This window comes from Streptomyces sp. NPDC047028 (assembly GCF_040644095.1).
Lineage (GTDB): Bacteria > Actinomycetota > Actinomycetes > Streptomycetales > Streptomycetaceae > Streptomyces.
Genome location: NZ_JBEYVS010000018.1, coordinates 134,596 through 150,403 on the forward strand (window position 1 = coordinate 134,596; position 15,808 = coordinate 150,403).

General features: G+C 74.3%; 16 protein-coding genes and 1 riboswitch. Of the genes, 7 read left to right on the forward strand and 9 right to left on the reverse strand.

What is annotated here, in order from left to right:
* The first annotated feature begins 80 nt into the window (after positions 1–80).
* Positions 81–1,250 carry a steroid 3-ketoacyl-CoA thiolase gene (locus ABZ854_RS18255; RefSeq protein ID WP_129309403.1) on the forward strand — a complete coding sequence of 390 codons (1,170 nt, stop codon included), beginning with the start codon at positions 81–83 and terminating at the stop codon, positions 1,248–1,250.
* A gap of 40 nt (positions 1,251–1,290) precedes the next feature.
* Here ABZ854_RS18255 and ABZ854_RS18260 read toward each other — a convergent pair whose 3' ends face one another.
* The 7 genes from ABZ854_RS18260 to ABZ854_RS18290 all read right to left on the reverse strand — a co-directional run bounded on the left by ABZ854_RS18260 (position 1,291) and on the right by ABZ854_RS18290 (position 8,733).
* On the reverse strand, positions 1,291–2,001 hold the full coding sequence (locus tag ABZ854_RS18260; protein ID WP_361211479.1) for a YoaK family protein: 711 nt from the start codon (positions 1,999–2,001) through the stop codon (positions 1,291–1,293).
* 174 nt (positions 2,002–2,175) lie between these two features.
* Positions 2,176–2,589, reverse strand: coding sequence for a transglycosylase SLT domain-containing protein (locus tag ABZ854_RS18265; RefSeq protein WP_361211482.1), 414 nt, complete (start codon positions 2,587–2,589; stop codon positions 2,176–2,178).
* Between the two features lie 338 nt (positions 2,590–2,927).
* A complete protein-coding gene (locus tag ABZ854_RS18270) occupies positions 2,928–3,758 on the reverse strand; it encodes an ECF transporter S component (protein ID WP_361211485.1) in 831 nt (276 codons plus the stop codon).
* Positions 3,755–5,467 carry an ATP-binding cassette domain-containing protein gene (locus ABZ854_RS18275; RefSeq protein WP_361211488.1) on the reverse strand — a complete coding sequence of 571 codons (1,713 nt, stop codon included), beginning with the start codon at positions 5,465–5,467 and terminating at the stop codon, positions 3,755–3,757. The genes ABZ854_RS18270 and ABZ854_RS18275 overlap by 4 nt, the downstream gene beginning before the upstream one ends.
* Entirely contained in the window at positions 5,464–6,576 is a 1,113-nt protein-coding gene (locus tag ABZ854_RS18280) for a CbiQ family ECF transporter T component (RefSeq protein WP_361211530.1), read from the reverse strand. Before ABZ854_RS18280 ends, ABZ854_RS18275 begins: the two co-directional genes overlap by 4 nt.
* A 277-nt stretch (positions 6,577–6,853) precedes the next feature.
* Positions 6,854–7,501, reverse strand: coding sequence for an SCO2322 family protein (locus tag ABZ854_RS18285; protein ID WP_361211491.1), 648 nt, complete (start codon positions 7,499–7,501; stop codon positions 6,854–6,856).
* On the reverse strand, positions 7,498–8,733 hold the full coding sequence (locus ABZ854_RS18290) for a prenyltransferase/squalene oxidase repeat-containing protein (protein ID WP_361211533.1): 1,236 nt from the start codon (positions 8,731–8,733) through the stop codon (positions 7,498–7,500). The genes ABZ854_RS18285 and ABZ854_RS18290 overlap by 4 nt, the downstream gene beginning before the upstream one ends.
* A gap of 115 nt (positions 8,734–8,848) precedes the next feature.
* Positions 8,849–8,977: riboswitch (cobalamin riboswitch) on the reverse strand.
* A 59-nt stretch (positions 8,978–9,036) separates the two neighbouring features.
* Between ABZ854_RS18290 and ABZ854_RS18295 the strand changes: the two genes are divergently transcribed.
* Entirely contained in the window at positions 9,037–9,705 is a 669-nt protein-coding gene (locus ABZ854_RS18295) for an aminoglycoside phosphotransferase family protein (protein ID WP_361211494.1), read from the forward strand.
* A 122-nt stretch (positions 9,706–9,827) separates the two neighbouring features.
* Here the strand turns inward: ABZ854_RS18295 and ABZ854_RS18300 are convergent, their stop codons facing one another.
* Positions 9,828–10,874, reverse strand: coding sequence for a hypothetical protein (locus ABZ854_RS18300; protein ID WP_361211497.1), 1,047 nt, complete (start codon positions 10,872–10,874; stop codon positions 9,828–9,830).
* 255 nt (positions 10,875–11,129) lie between these two features.
* On the opposite strand from ABZ854_RS18300, the gene ABZ854_RS18305 reads away from it, so the two are divergent.
* The gene (locus ABZ854_RS18305) at positions 11,130–11,741 is read left to right on the forward strand and encodes an XRE family transcriptional regulator (protein ID WP_361211500.1); all 612 of its coding nucleotides are present in this window, start codon (positions 11,130–11,132) and stop codon (positions 11,739–11,741) included.
* Positions 11,742–11,781: 40 nt separating this feature from the next.
* On the opposite strand, the gene ABZ854_RS18310 is transcribed toward ABZ854_RS18305, so the two are convergent.
* On the reverse strand, positions 11,782–12,816 hold the full coding sequence (locus tag ABZ854_RS18310; RefSeq protein ID WP_361211503.1) for an MBL fold metallo-hydrolase: 1,035 nt from the start codon (positions 12,814–12,816) through the stop codon (positions 11,782–11,784).
* Between the two features lie 193 nt (positions 12,817–13,009).
* Here ABZ854_RS18310 and ABZ854_RS18315 point away from each other — a divergent pair, with 193 nt between their 5' ends.
* The 4 genes from ABZ854_RS18315 (at position 13,010) to ABZ854_RS18330 (ending at position 15,391) form a co-directional block, all read left to right on the forward strand.
* On the forward strand, positions 13,010–13,399 hold the full coding sequence (locus ABZ854_RS18315; protein WP_361211506.1) for a hypothetical protein: 390 nt from the start codon (positions 13,010–13,012) through the stop codon (positions 13,397–13,399).
* On the forward strand, positions 13,389–13,544 hold the full coding sequence (locus tag ABZ854_RS18320) for a hypothetical protein (protein WP_361211509.1): 156 nt from the start codon (positions 13,389–13,391) through the stop codon (positions 13,542–13,544). The genes ABZ854_RS18315 and ABZ854_RS18320 overlap by 11 nt, the downstream gene beginning before the upstream one ends.
* Positions 13,545–13,703: 159 nt before the next feature.
* On the forward strand, positions 13,704–15,155 hold the full coding sequence (locus ABZ854_RS18325; RefSeq protein WP_361211512.1) for an aldehyde dehydrogenase: 1,452 nt from the start codon (positions 13,704–13,706) through the stop codon (positions 15,153–15,155).
* Between the two features lie 2 nt (positions 15,156–15,157).
* A complete protein-coding gene (locus ABZ854_RS18330; RefSeq protein WP_361211515.1) occupies positions 15,158–15,391 on the forward strand; it encodes a ferredoxin in 234 nt (77 codons plus the stop codon).
* Positions 15,392–15,808 lie beyond the last annotated feature (417 nt).

Genomic DNA, 15,808 nt, shown 5'->3' on the forward strand with positions numbered 1-15,808 from the left:
GTACGCGTTCTAGTTCTGCGTGGCGGGCGGGCCGGGACGTCTCCGCGCCGCGCGGGCGACCGAGGAGAGGACGCACCCCCATGGCCGCGGAACCCGTGATCGTCGAAGCCGTACGCACCCCGATCGGCAGGCGCGGCGGCGCGCTCGCCAATCTGCACCCCGCCTATCTGCTGGGCGAGACCTACCGTGAACTCCTCGGCCGCACCGGCATACCCGCCGACGCGGTCGAGCAGATCGTCGGCGGCACGGTGACCCACGCCGGCGAGCAGTCCATGAACCCCGCGCGCACGGCGTGGCTGACCATGGGGCTGCCCTATGAGACGGCCGCGACGACCGTCGACTGCCAGTGCGGCTCCTCGCAGCAGGCCTCGCACATGGTGGCCAACATGGTCGCCGCCGGTGTGATCGACGTCGGCGTCAGCTGCGGGGTCGAGGCCATGTCCCGGGTGCCGCTCGGCTCCGGCTCCAAGCACGGGCCGGGCAAGCCGTTCCCGGACGAGTGGAACGTGGACCTGCCCAACCAGTTCGAGGCCGCCGAGCGGATCGCCCGGCACCGCGGCCTGACCCGCGAGGACGTGGACGGCCTCGGCCTCCTCTCCCAGGAGCGCGCCGCGCACGCCTGGGCGGAGGAACGTTTCAAGCGGGAGACCTTCGCCGTGCAGGTGCCCACCACCGAGGAGGAGCAGCACGCCGGGCAGGGGATGTGGCGGCTGGTCGACAAGGACGAGGGGCTGCGGGACACCTCCGCGCAGGCGCTGGCCGGGCTCAAGCCGGTGATGCCGAGGGCCGTCCACACGGCCGGGAACTCCTCCCAGATCTCGGACGGCGCCGCCGCCATCATGTGGGCGTCGAAGCGGATGGCCCGCGCCCTGAAGCTGCGGCCGCGCGCGCGGATCGTCGCCCAGGCCCTGGTCGGCGCCGACCCGCACTTCCACCTCGACGGTCCCATCGACGCCACCAAGGCCGTCCTCGGCAAGGCGGGCATGTCCCTGAAGGACATCGACGTCGTCGAGATCAACGAGGCCTTCGCCTCCGTCGTCCTCAGCTGGGCCCAGGTCTTCGACCAGGACCTGGCCAAGGTCAACGTCAACGGCGGCGCGATCGCCCTCGGCCACCCCGTCGGCGCGACCGGGGCCCGGCTGATCACCACCGCCCTGCACGAGCTGGAACGCACCGACAAGGAGTTCGCGCTGGTCACGATGTGCGCGGGCGGGGGACTGGCGACGGGGACGATCATCCAGCGGCTGTGAGGGCACGGTCGCCGGCCACGGACGGTCGGGGCGGGCCGGGTCAGTCGTGGCCCGACGTCACCACCGCCAGGACGGCCGCGGTCGCCGCCGCGACGAGCAGGGGCAGCGCGGGGCCGTGGTGCAGGACCAGCCAGGCACCCAGACAGGCACCGGCGAGCATGGCGAGGCCCGCGCCCGCGCGGCGGGGCGAGCGCCGGCTCGTCGAGTCGCCGAGCCGGGGCTCGGAGAACAGGCCGGTCAGCGTCATGGTGAGCACGGTGGTGTTCAGGTCCGCGACGCCCAGTCTGCGGACTGCCGCACTGCGCAGGCCCATCGCGAACGCCGTCAGCGCGATCAAGGCGTAGCCGGTGCCGCTCCCGGGGCCGGTGGCGTGCGGCCGGGCGAAGGCGAGCGCCGCCGCACCGCCCGTCAGCACCGCCTCCAGTGCCAGGGTGAGCCGGGCGCGGGCCCGCCGGGACTCCGTGCGGTGCCACGCCGCCACCCGCCCGGACGCGGCCGCGCCCAGCAGGAACCCGGCCAGCGAGGTCGCCGTGTGCCCGGCCGAGAAGCCGGGCGCGCCGGCCGCGGCGAAGCCGAGGACGACCACGTTGCCGGTCATGTTCGCCGTGAACACCCGGCCGAGCCCGAGGAAGCTCACCGCGTCGATCAGGCCGCTGACCGCGGTCAGCACCAGGAACACGGCCACCAGCGGCACCCCGCGCGCCTCCGGGTCCAGGCCCCGGGCCGGCGTCGGTGTCGTCGAGGGCGGCATCGTCGTTTCCTCCGGGCGGTCGGACAGGGCGGGACCAGTCCACCACGCCCGGACCCACGCCGACGGCACCCCGCACGCGCACGCGCCCCGCACACACGCGAGCACCCCCGTCCGTGAGGGACGGGGGTGCTCGCTGGGCGGGGTCAGGTTCCGCCGGTTCGTGGGGGGGCCGGCTCAGTACCAGCCGTTGGCCTGCCAGAAGCTCCAGGCGGCGACGGGGCTGCCGTAGCGGGACTTCATGTAGTCCAGGCCCCACTTGATCTGGGTGGCCGGGTTGGTCTTCCAGTCCGAGCCGGCCGAGGCCATCTTCGAGCCCGGCAGCGCCTGGACCAGGCCGTAGGCGCCGGAGGAGCTGTTGGTGGCGGAGATGTTCCAGCCGCTCTCGTGAGAGACGATCTTGTTGAACGCGTTGTACTGCGCGGCGTCCGGGATCATCTTGTGCGCGATCGCCTGAGCGGAGGAGGCCGAGGTCGGGGCGGCCTGGGCGGGCGCCGCGCTCAGCGCCATACCGGCGGTGGCGGCGGCCAGGGCGGCGGCGGTGATGGCCTTCTTCGGGGTGGCGATGCGGCGGATGAAGGAGACGGACACGGAGAACCTCTTGCGTCGGGGACGGTGGATCGCCCGTATGCCGTGACCCCCGCGTCGTGCGGTGGCCGCATACGTCGGCGCCGCGGCCCGTGAGGGCTCGTGGCGCCTGGCGACGTCGTCCAGAGAAGCAGGCCGGAACCGGGTCCGCAATGACCCCTTTTACTAGTTGTGGCCGGATCGACGGGAATCGTCGGTCGTGTGGCGTGGCTCTCAATGTGCAGGTCAGCAAGGGTGCACGAAAGGATGTATCGGACATTTAGGACTACGGCCCCGGGTCGTAGGTGACCTGCGTCATGTGGGGTGGTTCACCGCGTTGCTGACCGGCCGGTTACGAGCCCTCACGCAGCGGGTGCGTCGAATGTGACCGCGGTCTCGAAAGCGGCCCGCCGGGTGGCCCGGCGCAGCGCGCGCAGCACCGCCGGGCCGAGGGCGAGGGTGAGCACGACCGTGCACAGGGCCCGGCCCAGGTCCCAGCCGAGGGAGGTGGCCAGGCAGTAGGCGACGAACCGGGACAGGTTGGCGGCCACCGCGGCATGCGGGTCGAAGGCGATGTTCGAGGCCAGCGCGCCCATGAAGGGCCAGCCGGACAGGTTCATCAGCGTGCCGTAGGCGAAGGCCGCGAGGAAGCCGTACGCCGCCAGCAGGAGCAGCTCCGTCCGGCCGCGCACACGGGAGCGGCCCGGGAGCAGCCCGGCGCCCATCGTGAACCAGCCCATCGCCAGCATCTGGAACGGCATCCAGGGCCCCACCCCGCCGGTGAGCAGGGCGGACGCGAACATCGTCAGCGAGCCGAGGACGAAGCCGAAGCCGGGGCCCAGCACGCGGCCGCTGAGCACCATCAGGAAGAACATCGGCTCGATGCCGGCGGTGCCCGCGCCGATCGGCCGCAGCGCGGCACCGGTCGCGGCGAGCACGCCCAGCATCGCGACGGCCTTCGGCCCCAGCCCCGACTCGGAGATCGTCGCCGCGACGACCGCGACCAGCAGCACCAGCAGCCCCGCGAACAGCCAGGGCGCGTCCTGGGCATGCGCGCTCAGCCGCGAGCTGGGCGGCGCGAGGAACGGCCAGAAGAAGGCGACGACGCCGACGGCCGAGACGAGCACCAGGGCGGCGAGGGAACGGGGGCCGAGGGGAACGGGGCGGGCGGCTCGGAGCCTGGGGGGATTCATGCCAGTGCCTCCCGTACCTGGGCCACCGTGAGCCATTCCTGCGGGGCGAGGATCTTGGTGACCTGCGGGGCGAAGGACGGGGAGGAGACCACGACGTCGGCCGTCGGGCCGTCGGCGATCACCTCGCCCTCGGCGAGCAGGACGACCCGGTGGGCGATCTCGGCGGCCAGCTCCACGTCGTGCGTGGCCAGCACGAGCGCGTGCCCCTCGGCGGCCAGCGCGCGCAGCACGCCCACCAGCCGCGCCTTGGCCGCGTAGTCCAGCCCCCGGGTCGGCTCGTCCAGCAGGAGCAGGGGCGGGCGGGCGGCCAGCACGACGGCCAGGGCCAGGGCGAGCCGCTGGCCCTCGGAGAGGTCGCGGGGGTGGGTGTCGTCGGTGATGCCGGGCAGCAGTTCGGACACCAGGGCCCGGCACGTGCCCGGCTCCGCCCCCGCGTCCCGGTCGGCCGCCGCGCACTCGGCGCCCACGGTGTCGGCGTACAGCAGGTCGCGCGGCTCCTGCGGGACGAGCCCGACCCGGCGTACGAGGTCCCGGGGAGCGGTCCGATGCGGTACGGCCCCGCCGACGCGCACACTGCCGGCGCTCGGCTCCACCAGCCCGACCAGCGAGCCGAGCAGCGTGGACTTCCCGGCCCCGTTGCGCCCCATGAGGGCGACCGTCTCGCCGGGGGCGACGGCGAGATCGACGTGCCGCAGCGCGATGACCCGCCCCCGGCGGACGGCGAGGGCGGAGACTTCGGCGACACAGGGGGTGAGCGGGGCGGCGACAGTGGAGGGACGCCGCCGGAAGAGGCCCTTTGTGCGGGGCCGCTCGGCGGAGGGCCCGTCCGGGACCGGGGGCGCGGCCGGGGGTATGGCGGCGCCTCCGGCCGGTGTGATGTGAGGTGGAGGCAGGGTGGCCAGGCGGTCGCGCAGGGGGGTCGCGCGGCGGCGGGCGTCGCGGACCGTCAGGGGGAGGGGGGACCAGCCCGCCAGCCGGCCGAGGTCGACCACCGGCGGGTACACCGGTGACACGGCCATCACCTCGGCCGGGGTGCCGAGCAGCGGCGCGGCGCCGCGGGCGGGCAGCAGGGCGACCCGGTCGGCGTACTGGATCACGCGCTCCAGCCGGTGCTCGGCCAGCAGCACGGTCGTACCCAGGTCGTGCACCAGGCGCTGCAGCACGGCGAGCACCTCCTCCGCGGCGGCCGGGTCGAGCGCGGAGGTCGGCTCGTCGAGGACCAGCACCCGGGGGTGCGGGGTGAGGACCGAGCCGATCGCGACCCGCTGCCGCTGGCCGCCGGAGAGCGTGGCGATGGGACGGTCCCGCAGGCCGGCCAGCCCCAGCAGGTCCAGGGTCTCCTCCACGCGGCGCCGCATCACGGCCGGGGCGAGCCCCAACGACTCCATGCCGTAGGCGAGTTCGTCCTCCACCACGTCCGTCACGAAGTGCGCGAGCGGATCCTGGCCCACCGTGCCCACCACGTCGGCGAGTTCGCGCGGCTTGTGGGTGCGGGTGTCCCGGCCGGCCACCGTGACGCGGCCGCTCAGGGTGCCGCCGGTGAAGTGCGGGACCAGACCGCTGACCGCGCCCAGCACCGTCGACTTGCCGACTCCCGACGGGCCGACGAGCAGCACGAGTTCACCCTCCGGCACCTCGAAGTCCACGCCGCTGACAGCCGGTTCGGCCGACCCCTCGTACGTGACGCTGACATCCTCGAACCGGATCACGACGGCTCCTCGGGGGACCTGGCGGGAACGATGAACGCGGGCAGCAGGCCCAGCAGCACGGCCGCGGCCGGCCACAGTGGCAGCGTCGGCGCGACGAGCGGTACGACACCGGGGTGCAGCGCCTCCGGGTCCCGCACCGAGGCGAGCGTGAGAGCCGCGGCGACGGCGGCGCCCGAGCCGGCCACCAGCCAGGCGCGCGCGTCCCACCGGTCGGGCCGGTACCGGGTGCGCGGGGAGCGCCGGCCGCCGAGACGCAGCCCCGCGAGCGCGGCTACGACCCCGGCCAGCAGCACCGGGACGCCGTACGTGCCGCCCGCCGCGGTGAGCAGTCCGTACGTGCCCGCGCACACGCCGATCAGGCCGCCGAGGGTGAGGGCGGCCGTCGTACGGCGCACCGGGGCGGGGACCTCGGCGGTACGGCCGTAACCCCGGGCGTCCATCGCGGCGGCCAGCGCGACCGAGCGCTCCAGCGCGCCCTCCAGGACCGGCAGCCCGACCTGGAGCAGGCCCCTGAGGCCCCGGTCCGGCCGGCCGCGCAGCCGGCGGGCGGCGCGCAGCCGCTGGACGTCGGCGATGAGGTGCGGGGCGAAGGTGAGCGCGACGACGACGGCCACGCCGGTCTCGTACAGGGCGCCGGGGAGGGACTTCAGGAGGCGGGCCGGGTTGGCGAGGGCGTTCGCGGCGCCGACACAGATCAGGAGGGCGGCGAGGCGGAGGCCGTCGTAGGCGGCGAAGAGGAGCGCCTCGGCGGTGACCTCGCCGCCGAGGCGGATGCCCTGCGCCCAGTGGGGGAGGGGGACTTCGGGGAGTGTGAGGAGAGGGTGCGTGCCGGGGATGGGGGAGCCGAGGGCGGTGGCGAAGAGGAGGCGGATGAGGAGCACGGCGAGGGCGAGTTTCGCGAACGCGGTGTAGGCGGTGGGGGAGTTCGGGGTGCGGTGCGCCGCCACGACGTAGCCCGCGGTGGCTATGAGGAGGGCGAGGAGCAGCGGGTTGGTGGTACGGGTGGCGGCGGTCCCGAGCCCGAGGGACCAGAGCCACCAGGCCCCGGGATGGAGCTGCGCGGCGCGCCGGCGTGACCCGGGAGTCGCTATGCTCACCGGCGCTCGCAGGGTGCCGCCGCGCCCACCCGTGCGGCCCCGAGCGGCACGCCTGCCCGCGGCTACAAAGCGCCCCGAAGGGGCGCGGGGAACTGCGCGCTCAGTCCCGACGGACTCGCGCTCGACGGCGGACGTGATCTCCTCAGGGGCGCGGCTGCCCTCGGCCGGGGAGTGCTCCGAAGGGGCGCGGGGAACTGCGCGCTCAGCCCCCGCGGACCCGCGCCCGAGGGCGGACGTCACCTCCCCAGGGGCGCGGGGAACTGCGGGGTCGGTCGCATCCGGTGCGGGCTCAGGCGGCATCGCGTCGCCGCCGTCGTGCCTGCCACACCCCCGCGCCCGCGAGCAGGGCGACCACTCCGACGCCGATCGGCAACCCCAGTGAAGGTCCGCCGGACGAGTGACCCGCGGCCGGGGTCGTACGAGAGTCCCCCGCGGCGACCTGCTCCCCGCACCCCTTCGCCGGGTACCCGGCGATCGCGCACAGCAGGGCGTTGGTGTCGTACCGCAGCGGCTTGGCCACGGCAGCCAGCGCCTCCGCCGCCGTGGCGTCGCCGGACACCCGCGCGCACGCGGTACGTCCCCGCGGCGGCCGCTCACCGGACGGCGCGTCCGCGGCCGTACCGAAGTCCAGCACGAACGCCACCCGCTTCGTCCCCGGCTTGGCGGGCGTCCCCGCGCAGATCGTCCCGAAGTCCGCCGCGCCGCGCGGGCGCACCGCGCTCGCCGAGTCCGGGCTCACCGCGAAGCGGAACCCCTCGACGGCGCCGTCCTCGGGGCGTGCGGTCGACGGACCCTCGGTGGCATAGGTCCAGTGCCCGTCGGCGCGCTCCCAGAACGACCAGTAGCGGTAGCCCGCGGCCCGCGCCTCGGCCGCCGCGCCGGCGACCAGCACCAGCGCGGCGACCAGCAGGGCCCCGGCACGGCGGACGGCGGTCACAGCTGCCGCTGCTTCCGGCGGGCGCTCATCAGGAAGCCCACGCCGATCCCTCCGACGAGCCCGACGCCGACGATCCACCACACGCTGTTGCCGGAACCGTCGTCCGACTTCTTCTTCTCGTCGGCGTGCGACGACGCGGCCGCCTGCTTCCACGGAGCGGGCCCCGACGAGTTCAGCGCGCTCACCAGGTCCGTGCCCCCGAAGTCCGCCGGGTCGGCGCCGACCGCGTGCGCGGTCAGGATCAGCTGGGCGTAGGCGGCCGGACCGCTCTGCTTCGCCCAGGCGCCGGCGTTCTTCTCCAGCCAGGCGTACGGCTTCTTGGCCTGCGCGACGTAGCCGTCCGCGGCGAGCGCCACGACCGTGTCCGCCGTGTTGCCGAAGTCCGGCTGGTCCGTGGCGCCGGGCAGGGCCGAAACGAGGTGGCCGGTCTTGGCGACGGCGTCCGCGAGGTACGCGGCGCCGTTGTCCGCGGTCCGAGCCGGGGCCGGCTTCCCGGAGGCGCAGGCGGGAGCCTTGCCCCGGTCGGCCCCGGCCTTCACCGCGAAGCCCTTGCCCAGCGCGCCGACGACACCCGCGGCCGTGGCGTCCGCGTTGGCGGTGAGCTTGCCCTTCTTGGGCTGGTAGGCGAGGGCGCCGCCGCCCTTCCCCTCGCAGGGGAGGGCGAACGTGGCCAGCAGGTCGTACGGCGACTTGCCGCCCGCCCGCACCTGCCCCGGGTCCTCTCCGGCCGCGGCGAGCGCGCCGATGACGACGGACGTGGAGTTGGCGTCACTGGGCCCGCCGGGCGTGTACCCCCAGCCGCCGTCCTTGTTCTGCACCGACTTCAGCCAGCCGGCCGCCTTCTCGACGGCCGCCCCGTGCCCGCCGGTCGCCTTGAGCGCCTGTACGGCGACGGCGGTGCTGTTGGTGTCCACCATCACCTTGGCGTCACACGCCTTGCCGGGGTCCGCGCGGAACGCGGCGAACGCGCCGTTCGCGCACTGCTGCCCCGCGAGCCAGCCGACGGCCGCGGTCGCGGGCCGGTAGCCGAGCGTGTCCTGGGCGAGCAGGGTGAGCGACTGGCGCCAGACACCGTCGTACGTCGGGTCGGTGGTGCCGTACAGGCCGGACGGGACCGTCACCTTCGGCGACGCGGACGGGGACGGACCCGCGGCCAGGGCGGGCGCGGCGGACCCGGCCGCGGCGATCACGCCCACGGCGGCGAGGACCGCGGCACTGCGGCGGACGTACATGATCGGCGACTGCCTCTCCTCGGAGAGCCGGGCAGCGCACGGGAACACCCCGGGCGGCTCGGCTCCGTGAACCTCGACGGTGCCGTGCGCGGCGGAACGCCGACGCACGTGAGCCGGTCAAAATCCCGTACGAGGCAGTCCGGCTCACCGCCCGGGGGACGGTTCACGGTTGCGGGTCAGCGCCGGAATTGCACCGGCTTCCCCCCGTACGAGTGTGATGACGACGCCGCCACTTTACCGGCAGCCGAACGGACCTCGAGGAGTGGCTGTGGGCACAGCCGCCCGGTGACTAGGGTCACGGCCATGACGACGACGGGGAGACTGCTCGGCTCGGGCCGCTCGGCGGACGTGTACGAGATAGACGACGCGTGGGTGCTGCGCCGCGACCGGGGCGGGTGGGGGGACGCGGCCGCAGAGGGTGCGGTGATGGCGTACGTGCGCGAGCACGGCTATCCGGTGCCCCGCGTACGGCCTTCCGCGTCCCGCACCGACCTGGTCCTGGAGCGGCTGTCCGGGCCGACGATGCTCGCCGCCCTCACCTCCGGCGGGATCGGCCCGGACGAGGCGGGTACGCTGCTCGCCCGGCTGCTGCGCCAACTGCACGCGCTGCCGGGCCGGAACCCGGACGATCCGGCCGCACGGGTCCTGCACCTCGACCTCCACCCGGACAACGTGATCCTCACGGCCGACGGCCCCCGCGTCATCGACTGGTCCAACACCGAGGACGGCCCACCCGGCCTGGACTGGGCCATGTCCGCGATCATCCTGGCCCAGGTAGCGGTGGACGACACCCCCCTCACCGCCCCGGCCCACACCACCCTCACGTCCTTGCTGAGAGACCCCTCCGACCTCACAGAGCCCGTCCTGACCGAGGCCCGCAACCGCCGAGCAGCCAACCCGACGATGAGCCCGCGAGAACTCGAACTGCTCGGTCCAGCAGAGGAGTTGATCAGATCCCGGGCGAAGTTCTAGACACGCGGTCGGGGAGCGCCCCCAAAGGGGCGCGGGGCTGCATCGATATGCGGCTCCGCCACGTGGGCGCGACAAGCCACGACGGCGCCGCAGTCAAGAACGAACCCAACCTCAGCGGAGCGTCACGCCGCGAACGTCCGACTCGGCGGCGAAACAGCAGCGCTCAGATGAACCGCCAACCCCCGCAACCCCCCCTCGCACTCACCGGGATCCGCCCCCACCACCACCCAGTGCGCCAGCCGGTCACTCGCGTCGGCGTGCGACGCCGCCCGCACCAGCCCGCCCGGCTGCCGGCTGAGCACCATCCGCTCGGCGGACGGCTCCTGCGCGGCGGCCGGGGCCAGCGCCAGGTGGGTCAGCCGGCCGGTGGCCGCCGGGTAGGCGAACTGGATCGCCGCGGCCCGTTGCCGGGTCAGGGACACGTCCGGCGCACCGCCCGTGGCGACGGCGGCCGCCGCCCGCGCGAGGTCGACGCCGGTGGCCCGCTCGACCAGCAGCGGGATCAGGTCGCCGGGCAGGCACGGGGCGGCACCGATGACGCGGGGGCCGCGCGGCGTGACCCGGAGCTCGACGTGCAGGACACCGTGGGTGAGGCCCAGTGCCCGGCCGGTGCGCTCCACGGCCTGCCGCAGGAACGGGTTGTGCAGCAGGCCGTCGTGGGCGTACACGATGTGCCGCAGCGGCTGCCGTGCGGGCGGCGGCCCCAAGGTCGTACGGGTGATCGCGACGATGTGGACGTCCTCGTCGTGGACGACGGCCTCGGCGGCGACCAGTGGTCCCTCCTGGTCGTCGCGGCCGGCCGGCGGCACCCCGTGCCGGGCGAGCAGCGTGCGCAGCGCGGCCGGGTCGGCGCAGGCCGTCGCCGTCTCGTACGGCAGGCCCGGCAGCCCCAGTTGCCCGGCGAGGCGCGCGGCGGTGACCAGGTGTTCCCGCGACCAGGTCAGGACCCCGGCGACCCGGTGCCGGGCCGCGAACCGCGCCACCACAGCGGCCGTGTCCGCCTCCCGGTCGGGGTCGGCCACGAGATGACCGGCCAGGAGGGGGATCGCCCACGCGGGCGGGGCCGCGCCCACCAGTACGACCGGGTGTACGGCGGCGATCCGCGCCAGCGGGAACTCGCCGTACGCGGCCTGACGTCCGGCCCCGAGGAGCAGCAGGGGCGACGGCATCGGCGCCTCACCTTCGTGTGGGAGAAGCCGAACAGAGATACACCCCGGGTGCCGCTCCCCCATAGGCGGCACCCGGGGCGGGTCAGATCAATCTTGCTCTCTGTGCCGTGATCCTCACCCACCGCACCCTCAACTGTCAACGATTGCTGCCTTCTTGCGCAGGGGGTGTTGCCTCTCTGGTGACGCGGCGAGGGACCGGGTAGCCTCGCGTCCACTTGAGTCACGGAACGGACGACGCGCCCAGGGGGGACCTCGGTGAGTGACGCCTACGCCCCGCTGGCCGACGTGCTGGACCGGCTCGGCGAGCTGACCGGGCGGCCCGGACGGCTGCCGGAGGCCCTGGACGTGTCCGACCTCTCGCACCGGACCGGCATCCCCGTCGGCGTCGTCGTCGACCTGCTCGGGGGCGGCCGCGCACCGGAGGTGGGACTGGCCGAACGGGTGCGGCAGCGGCTGGACTTCATCCGGGAGACCCGGCGCCGTCCCGACGGCAAGCGCTACTCGCTGGACGAACTGGCCAGGATCGCCGGGACCAGCCGGCAGTGGCTGAGCGAGTGGCGCAAGAGCGGCATGCCGAGCCTGGAACACGCCGACCGGCTGCGCAGGTACTTCGGCCTGTCGGCCGGCTTCTTCACCGCGGACGAACAGGAGGCGCTGCACGAGGCGTTGCAGCCGGTCCTGCAGTCCCTGGAGGCCGAGGCGGATCCGCTCCTCCGCCTGCGCGAGTGCGGCCTCGTCCGGCTCGCCGCCCGGGCGCCGCAGATGAACGCCCGCCAGCTCACCACCCTCGCCGACCTGGCTGAGATGATCATCACGGCCGAGCACACGGTGAACCCGCCCCACCCCGCGGCCTCGGCCTCCGCCTGACGCCCACCGCCCGTCCGCCGGGTCGGTAAGGCCGCCCGGTTCACACGGCCACGTAGCTCACCGGCTCGCTGCCTGCGACCGGCTCGGCCCGGCCCTGTTTCACCAGGTGCCGCACGTGGGCCTCGGCCTCGGAGACCGCGATGTTCCGGGAGCCGTAGGGGATGTCGTCCCAGGGGCGGTTCCACCGCATGCGCTCGGCGAGTTGCCAGGGGGTGTGCGGAGTGGAGAGCAGGGCCAGCAGGGCGGTGAGCCGGTCCTCGTGGTGGGCGAGAAGCTGCCGTACGCGTGCCGGCGCGTCGCTGAAGGCGTACTGGTGGGCCGGGAGCACCTCGGCGGGGGAGAGGCGGGCGACGCGTTCGAGGGAGTCGAGGTAGTCGCCGAGGGGGTCGGTGACCGTCGCGTCGTCCGGGTCCTCGTACAGGCCGATGTGCGGGGTGATCTCCGGGAGGAGGTGGTCGCCGGAGAACAGGCGTCCGTGGCCCGGCAGTCGGGCGGGGTGCCGCTCCTCCAGGTGCAGGCAGACGTGGCCGGGGGTGTGGCCCGGGGTCCAGATCGCGCGCAGGCGGCGGCCGGGCAGGTCGAGGAGGTCGCCGGGGACGATCTCCCGGTCCGGCAGGGCGGGGGCGAGGCCGGGCAGGGTGGTGCGCCTGCGCGGGGAGCGGAGCGGGGCGATGTGCTCCTCGGGTGCGCCGGCCGCGGTGAGCTTGGCCGCCATGTAGGTGAACCAGCGCTCGGCCCGCGTCTCCCGCGTCCGCCGCACGATCGCCGCGTCGGCCGCGTGCAGCGCGATCCACGCCCCCGAGGCCTCCCGCACCCGCGCCGACAGGCCGTGGTGGTCGGGGTGGTGGTGGGTGATGACCACCCCGTACACCTCCTGGACCCCCGAACCGCAGTCCGCCAGCCCGGCCGACAGCGCGTCCCAGGACGCCGGGTCGTCCCACCCGGTGTCCACCAGTACGGGACCCCGGTCGGTATCCACGACGTACACGAGTGTGTGGCCGAGCGGGTTGTCCGGGATGGGCACCTGGACGGACCGCACCCCCCCGCCGTGATCGAACGTCCTCGTCCCCGTCATCAGCCCTCCGCCCCACGCCGTGCCGGACACCACCGTGCCACCCACGCCTCACGCGGCCACCGCCACTATAACTAGAACTGGTTCCAATGGATGCCCAAGTCGACCGGTTCCTGCGGGCGTTGAAGCGGCCTGTGCATGCCCGCCTCCTGGGATGCCGGTCCGGCCGGGCCCCCGGCCTCGGCAGCATGGCCCCATGGGCGCTGGACTGGCCGCGCTGCTCGGTGCCGCCGTGGGATCGCTCGCCACCGTCGGCTCCGCGATGGTCACCGGTCGCGCGGCGGCGCGCTCGCAGTTCGCGCAGTGGCGCCGCCGGCACCGCCGGGACGCCTACGTGGAGTACCTGACCGCGGTGTACGACCGGGACGTCGCCCTGGACGCGGTGCGTGAAGCGCTGCGCGCGGACCGGCCGGACACGGGGGAGGTCGACGAGCGGACGGAGCGTTTCCGCGCCCAGGCCCGTGCCGTGCACCGGGCCGCGGAGTCCGTCGTGCTCGAAGGCCCGCAGCCGGTGGCGGAAGGCGCTGCACCGCGCGGTGCACGCGGCCGAGGGCCTGGCCGAGGTCGTGCGGCGCATGGTGCGTGACGCCCGCGCGGGCGACGCCTCCCGGAAGGAGGCGGACACCGCGCTCGCCGCCGAGCGGGAGCACCTGCTGTACGAGGCGGTGAAGGGCCTTCGCGCGGCGGCCGCGGACGTCCTCGACGACCGTCGGGGCCCCGCCTCCCGCTGAGCGGTGGCAGCACGGCCCCCACCCGGTCCGCAATGTCACCGGCCCCCGGGGAAACCGCTGTTCAGCGGCATTCTCGTCCTGTCCGTGGACTCCTGGAACTAGAACTGATATCAGTTCTGACATCGTGTCAGAAGCCGTACGGCGGGAGGCGGGGCGGTCATGACCCAGCTCGTGGAACACGGACAGCTGTTCATCGGCGGGGAGTTGACGGACCCCCTGGGCACGGACGTCATCGAGGTCGTCTCGCCGCACACCGAGGAGGTCATCGGCCGGGTGCCGCACGCCTCCCGGGCGGACGTGGACCGGGCCGTGGCCGTGGCGCGCCGCGCCTTCGACGAGGGGCCCTGGCCGCGGGCGAGCCTGGACGAGCGGATCGAGGTCGTCACCCGGATCAAGGACGGCATCGCCGCCCGGCACGAGGAGATCGCCCGGGTCATCTCCGCCGAGAACGGCTCCCCGTACTCCTGGAGCGTCCTCGCCCAGGCGCTCGGCGCGATGATGGTGTGGGACTCGGCGATCAGGGTCGCCCGGGACGTCCCCCACGAGGAGCGGCGCGACGGCGTCCTCGGGCCGATCCTGGTCCGGCGCGAGCCGGTCGGGGTGGTCGCCGCCGTGGTCCCCTGGAACGTGCCGCAGTTCGTCGCCGCCGCCAAGCTCGCCCCCGCGCTGCTGGCCGGCTGTACGGTCGTACTGAAACCGTCCCCGGAATCCCCGCTCGACGCCTACCTGCTCGGGGAGATCGCGCGCGAGGCCGGGCTGCCCGAGGGCGTGCTGTCGATCCTGCCCGCCGACCGCGAGGTCAGCGAGTACCTGGTCGGACACCCCGGCGTCGACAAGGTGTCCTTCACCGGCTCGGTCGCGGCCGGCAAGCGCGTGATGGAGGTAGCCGCCCGTAACCTCACCCGGGTCACGCTGGAGTTGGGCGGCAAGTCGGCCGCGGTCGTCCTGCCGGACGCGGACACCGCGACCGCGGTCGCCGGCATCGTCCCGGCGGCCTGGATGAACAACGGGCAGGCCTGTGTCGCCCAGACCCGCATCCTCGTCCCGCGCTCCCGTTACGACGAGTTCGCGGACGCCCTCGCCCAGGCGGCCGGTGCGCTCAAGGTCGGCGACCCGCTCGACCCCGCCACCCAGGTCGGCCCGCTGGTCGCCGAGCGGCAGCAGCGGCGCAACCTCGACTACATCCGGATCGGCCAGGAGGAGGGCGCCAAGATCCTCACCGGCGGCGGCCGCCCGGCCGGACTGGAGCGCGGCTGGTACGTCGAGCCGACACTCTTCGGTGACGTCGACAACTCCATGCGCGTCGCCCGCGAGGAGATCTTCGGCCCGGTCATCTGCCTGCTGCCGTACGGCGACGAGCGCGACGCGCTGCGGATCGCCAACGACTCCGACTACGGCCTGTCCGGCAGCGTCTGGACCTCCGACGTCGAGCGCGGCGTCGAGATCGCCCGGCAGGTCCGCACCGGCACCTACTCCGTCAACACCTTCAGCCTGGACATGCTCGGACCCTTCGGCGGCTACAAGAACTCCGGTCTGGGGCGGGAGTTCGGGCCCGAGGGGTACGGCGAGTACCTCGAACACAAGATGATCCACCTGCCGGCGGGGGCGTAGGGATGGGCGACCGCTGGCACGTCGAGGTGGACCGGTCCGTCTGCATCGGCTCCGCCCAGTGCGTCCACCACGCCCCCGGCGGCTTCCGGCTCGACTCAGCCCGCCAGTCCCACCCCGTCGAGCCCGACACGGACGCGAGGGAACAGGTCCTCGCGGCGGCCGAGGGCTGCCCGGTCGAGGCCATCGCGCTCACCCTCACCGGCAGCGGGGAGCCGGTGTTCCCGCCCGAGGAGTGAGGGTGCGACCGGGTCCGGAATTCCCCAAAAAACACAGTTCTGAGGGGTTCCGAACTGGCTTGCGCGTTCTATCCTGTAATCAGCCTACGAGACGAGTGAGGGAGTCCGACCGGAGTAGCCGACTTCGGCGAGACGCACAGGCATCCGCCGGGGCCGACAGCGACGGTAGGGCTGAGAGGCCCGAAGGCGGCCGCAAAGCCGGAGGGCGACCCCCAGAACCTGATCCGGCCCATACCGGCGAAGGGAACCCGTCTCGTAGGTCTTCGCTGTGCCCCGCGATCGACCGCAGTTCCCCGCGCCCGAAGGGGCGCGGGGAACTGCGCACCGTCGAGGGCGCCGGCCCGGCCGGGCTCGCCGTGAACGAGCGCACCGGCACCGTGTACGCGGCCGACCTCAACGGCGACCGCCTGATCGCGG